This window comes from Serratia sp. PL7 (genome assembly GCF_945957435.1).
In genome coordinates, this window is record NZ_CAMFLB010000066.1 from 1 (window position 1) to 4,850 (window position 4,850).

Genomic DNA, 4,850 nt, shown 5'->3' on the forward strand with positions numbered 1-4,850 from the left:
CTTTTCTGTAGACTTTAAAGGTGGAGAGAAGGATTGTTCGTCGCTTAACTCTTCACCCTTCGTGCCAGCAACTTCCGTTACGCGGCGCGAACTGTTTGAAGGTTTTCACCTTCCCCGACCGGCGCTTGATTCAGCATTACCGCTCGGTGTGACCCAGTACCTCGGGTCTAATATGGTGGTGGGGGAAGGATTCGAACCTTCGAAGTCTGTGACGGCAGATTTACAGTCTGCTCCCTTTGGCCGCTCGGGAACCCCACCAGATTTTAACTACTTTATACTTGAATGGTGCCGGCTACCGGAATCGAACTGGTGACCTACTGATTACAAGTCAGTTGCTCTACCTACTGAGCTAAGCCGGCATCAAGTGCAGCGCATTCTAGGTAGAGCTGACGGGCTATGCAACAAAAAAATTGCGATCTAAGCCCTATCGCTCATAAATCAGCCGATTTCTGCATCCGGCTCGCAATTTTTTACCGTTGAGGCGCAAAATTTCATCAATTATGGGCATTAATCTAAACTATTTTAGACCTACCCTACTGATGCTTTCCCTGCACTTTGTCGTATCGCTCAATCAAGGATAGCCTATCGGTTGAAAGCGGCTATCGGGGTAATGCACCACAAAGAGGACGGTGCTCTCCGATGGTGCCGATATACCGCTTTCATCCCTGGACTAACGGCCCCCGCAAAGGTTAGCCGCATTGGCCCGCTTATTGCTTATCTTCATTATCCCTAATTGCAAGGAGGTATGACCGATGAAAATTGTCCTGATCAATGCGGCAACGCTTCCCATTTACCGCGCCGAGCTGGCGCAGTTGCTCACCGATGCGGTCACTCACGGGGCTTCAGTAGGTTACGACACGCAAATTCCCCACGAAGATGCCGAGAGCTACTTCCATAGCCTGCGCCCAGCATTGGCCAAAGGAGAGTTGCTATTGTGGATTGCCAGAGATGAAAGCGGTGTCATTGGCACAGCCCAACTAGCCCTGTGTCAGAAGCCCAACGGCCGCAACCGGGCCGAAGTACAAAAACTGCTGGTGCACAGCCGCGCCCGTCGCAATGGCGTTGGCCAGGCGTTGATGAAAACGCTGGAAAAAACGGCGCTTGAGATCCACCGTGGCCTGCTTTATCTGGACACCCAGGCCGGCTCTGCAGCCGAAGCGCTGTATCGCTCGTTAGGTTACCGCTGCCTCGGGGAGATACCCGATTACGCCGCGGCTCCCGACGGGTATTACCACCCGACGGCGATTTACTACAAGCGGCTGTTTGCCGTTCAGCAACCCTCTCGCGCCGCCGCAAGCTGACCTGAAAACGGTATCATTACCCAGTGATACCGCCCTGCAACAAGCCCTTTATCAATTGCGTACCTGTTCGCACTATTGGTAAAAACTGCCACTAATCGACCACAAATGCGAAAAAAGTCTACGCCTAAAAGCCAGCTGTCTATAATATGCAGTTTGATTATTATCTGGAGTTGGCGTCCAGCGCCTTTCCCAACCTGCGTTAACAGGCAGAATTTGGCTTATGATAAAAAGAGATCAATCTTTAGCGACGCCTTACCTTCAGTTCGATCGCAGCCAGTGGGCCGCGTTACGGGATTCGGTGCCGCTGACGCTGTCGGAAGAAGAGATTGTTAAACTCAAAGGGATTAACGAAGATCTCTCCTTGGAAGAAGTCGCGCAGATCTACTTGCCGCTCTCACGGTTGCTGAACTTCTATATCAGTTCTAACCTGCGTCGCCAGGCAGTTCTGGAGCAATTCCTTGGCACAGATGGCCAACGCATTCCTTATGTGATCGGCATTGCTGGCAGCGTAGCGGTGGGTAAAAGTACCACGGCGCGTTTGTTGCAGGCGTTGTTGAGCCGCTGGCCGGAACATCGTAGCGTGGAGCTGATCACCACAGACGGCTTTCTGCACCCGAACAAGGTGCTGAACGAGCGCGGCCTGATGAAGAAGAAAGGATTCCCGCAATCCTACGATATGCATAGCCTGGTGAAATTCGTTTCGGAAGTTAAATCCGGTGCCAAACGTGTTACTGCCCCGGTTTACTCTCATCTGATCTATGACGTCGTGCCTGAAGGCAATAAAGTTATCGAACAGCCTGATATTCTGATCCTGGAAGGATTGAATGTTTTGCAAAGCGGGATGGACTATCCACACGATCCTCACAGGGTATTTGTTTCCGACTTTGTTGATTTCTCCATCTATGTCGATGCCCCTGGCGATCTATTGCAAAGCTGGTATATCAACCGCTTCCTGAAATTCCGTCAGGGTGCGTTCTCTAATCCAGACTCCTATTTCCATAGCTATGCGCAGTTGCCGGAAACGGAGGCGATCAACATCGCCACCCAGCTGTGGAATGAGATTAATGGTCTGAATTTACAGCAAAATATCTTACCCACTCGCGAGAGGGCCAGCTTGATTATGACTAAGAGCGCCAATCACGCAGTGGACAGTGTACGGTTACGGAAATAATAGATAGCGAAAGAGAGGCCAGTGGCCTCTCTTATTTTAGCTTATTCAGCACTCCGCAAAGATATTTCACCACCAATAAAGGGTTTTATTACCCCCTCTTGCTCAAGCAGTAATGCACCCTGCTGATCAATACCGCGGGCAATACCGAAAATCTGTTGTTCACCAATTAATAGCTTAACTGGGCGATCGATAAAGTTATCTAATTTACGCCAACGTGAAATAAAGGGAGCTAACCCGTCTATTTCAAATTGCCGTAATGAATTGCGTAACTCATTAAGCAATTTGGCGGCCAGTTCATTACGATCGATAGTGATCCCGGCTTCCTGTAGGTTGATCCAGCGCTGATCAATCTGACTAGCGTTGGTTTCACGCATCGCCATGTTGATACCAGCTCCCAGCACCAACTGGGCTGCATCCCCGGTTTTACCGGTCAGCTCAACCAGAATACCGGCCAACTTGCGATCGTTAAGGTATAAATCATTGGGCCACTTCACACGGACCTGATCTGCACCGAGCCGCTGCAACACTTCTGCCATCACGATGCCAATAACCAGGCTCAACCCCATCGCGGCCGCAGGCCCTTGTTCAAGACGCCAGAACATGGATAAATATAGGTTGGCCCCGAAAGGCGAAATCCACTGCCGCCCACGCCGCCCACGCCCTGCCTGCTGGTACTCGGCTATACAGGCGTCACCGGAAGTCAATTCTGCAAGCCTGTCCAACAGATACTGGTTGGTTGAATCAACGACGGGCAACACCGTGACCCGCTTGTCTTCCAGTAAACCAAGAATACGCTCAGCATCCAGCAAGTTGATCGCCGCAGGCAGGCTATAGCCTTTTCCCGGAACCGTGAACACATCCAACCCCCACTCCCGGATGGTCTGAATATGCTTGTTAATCGCTGCGCGGCTCATTCCCAATGACTCACCCAAATGTTCGCCAGAGTGGAACTCTCCGTCCGCCAGTAGGGAGATGATCTTCAGTGGTACAGTGGTGTCTCTCATGAAATGACCTCTACGGCATCCAGCTCACCAGTAGCGCCCATAAAACGTACCTCTGGCTCTAACCAGACATCGAATTTCTTCGCTACCGTATTGCGCACGTGCCTGGCCAGAGCAACCACATCCTGGCTGCTGGCATTATCGGCATTTACCAATACCAAGGCCTGCTGACGGTGCACAGCTGCGCCACCGATCTGATGCCCCTTGAGTGAACACTGATCGATCAGCCAACCGGCAGCCAGCTTTTCTTGCCCGTCCGGCTGCGGATAATGTGGCATTGCTGGATATTGTGCTAATAACGCTTTAGCGACTTCCCCGCTCACCAGTGGGTTTTTAAAGAAGCTGCCTGCATTGCCGGTAATACGTGGATCCGGCAGCTTGCTGCGCCGCATGGCGCATACCGCATCAAATACCTGCTGCGGCGTTACCGTCTTGGGATCCAGCTTGGCAAGGTCGCCGTAGTTCAGCAGCGGGCTCCACTGTTTGCTAAGCCGTAAACCCACGGCCACAATCACGAAGCCTTGCTTAAGCTCATGCTTAAAAACGCTTTCCCGGTAACCAAACTGGCAGCGTTCAGGATCCATACGATCGATTTCGCCCGTAGTCAGGTTCAGCAGGTCGACATATTCACAGACCTGTTTAAGCTCAATGCCGTACGCCCCGATATTCTGGATCGGGGCCGAACCGACTAAACCTGGGATCAAGGCCAGATTTTCCAGCCCAGGGATGCCACGCTCGAGCATCTGGCTAACCAGATAGTGCCAGTTCTCTCCGGCGCTGACATGCAGATGCCAGGCGTCCTGCTCTTCCCTGACCGTGATACCTTTTAACTGGTTAATCATGACCGTACCGGCAAAATCCTCCAGGAACAGGACGTTGCTCCCTTCACCGAGTACCAGCAGTGGCTCTTGGCGCTTTTGCGCCTGCTGCCAGGCTTTAATCATCATTTCAATTTCTTCAGCAATGACTAAATGCGCTGCATTGACCGGGAGCGCAAAAGTATTGTGATGTTTTAAAGACGCGCTTTCAGTAGACATGATTTAAATACTCTGACGGAACAAATTATCATCTAGTCTACTCGATCCACCGCGCATGGCTATTATTTGTTTTTATTCACTTGTAATTTCTTGTTAGCTAATAACCGCAGTTCTCATGGGCTATTAAAAATATCCTTGTAAATCATAACAATATGATAATTACATTATCTCGACTCTTGCAGAAGTCTGAGTTATATAAAATCTATCAGCATTAATGATATGTATGAATTAGCCTGGCCGGTTTGGAACTAAAAATTTCATGAATATTTCCAGGTGGGAACCCGGTTATATTTAATCATTTACCAATGAAGAGATAATTCGGGATAGCCGAGTAATGTGC

Annotated in this window: 4 protein-coding genes and 2 tRNA genes; 2 read left to right on the plus strand and 4 right to left on the minus strand. The window is 50.5% G+C overall.

The window, feature by feature from the left end; genetic code table 11:
• Nucleotides 1-173: 173 nt before the first annotated feature.
• Together N6G83_RS53830 and N6G83_RS53835 are read right to left on the minus strand one after the other, a co-directional pair.
• A tRNA-Tyr gene (locus tag N6G83_RS53830) sits at nt 174-258 on the minus strand.
• 25 nt (nt 259-283) lie between these two features.
• Nucleotides 284-359: transfer RNA gene (locus N6G83_RS53835), tRNA-Thr, on the minus strand.
• Between the two features lie 393 nt (nt 360-752).
• On the opposite strand from N6G83_RS53835, the gene N6G83_RS53840 reads away from it, so the two are divergent.
• Together N6G83_RS53840 and coaA are read left to right on the plus strand one after the other, a co-directional pair.
• Entirely contained in the window at nt 753-1,301 is a 549-nt protein-coding gene (locus tag N6G83_RS53840) for a GNAT family N-acetyltransferase (protein WP_024531374.1), read from the plus strand.
• A 220-nt stretch (nt 1,302-1,521) separates the two neighbouring features.
• Complete coding sequence (coaA, locus tag N6G83_RS53845) at nt 1,522-2,472, plus strand: type I pantothenate kinase (protein ID WP_199063815.1); 951 nt, start codon at nt 1,522-1,524, stop codon at nt 2,470-2,472.
• A 41-nt stretch (nt 2,473-2,513) separates the two neighbouring features.
• Here coaA and birA read toward each other — a convergent pair whose 3' ends face one another.
• Together birA and murB are read right to left on the minus strand one after the other, a co-directional pair.
• Nucleotides 2,514-3,476 (minus strand): bifunctional biotin--[acetyl-CoA-carboxylase] ligase/biotin operon repressor BirA, encoded by a 963-nt coding sequence (gene birA, locus N6G83_RS53850; RefSeq protein ID WP_211136838.1) that lies wholly within the window; start codon nt 3,474-3,476, stop codon nt 2,514-2,516.
• Nucleotides 3,473-4,510, minus strand: coding sequence for a UDP-N-acetylmuramate dehydrogenase (gene murB / locus N6G83_RS53855; protein WP_211136837.1), 1,038 nt, complete (start codon nt 4,508-4,510; stop codon nt 3,473-3,475). The genes birA and murB overlap by 4 nt, the downstream gene beginning before the upstream one ends.
• Between the last annotated feature and the right edge of the window lie 340 nt (nt 4,511-4,850).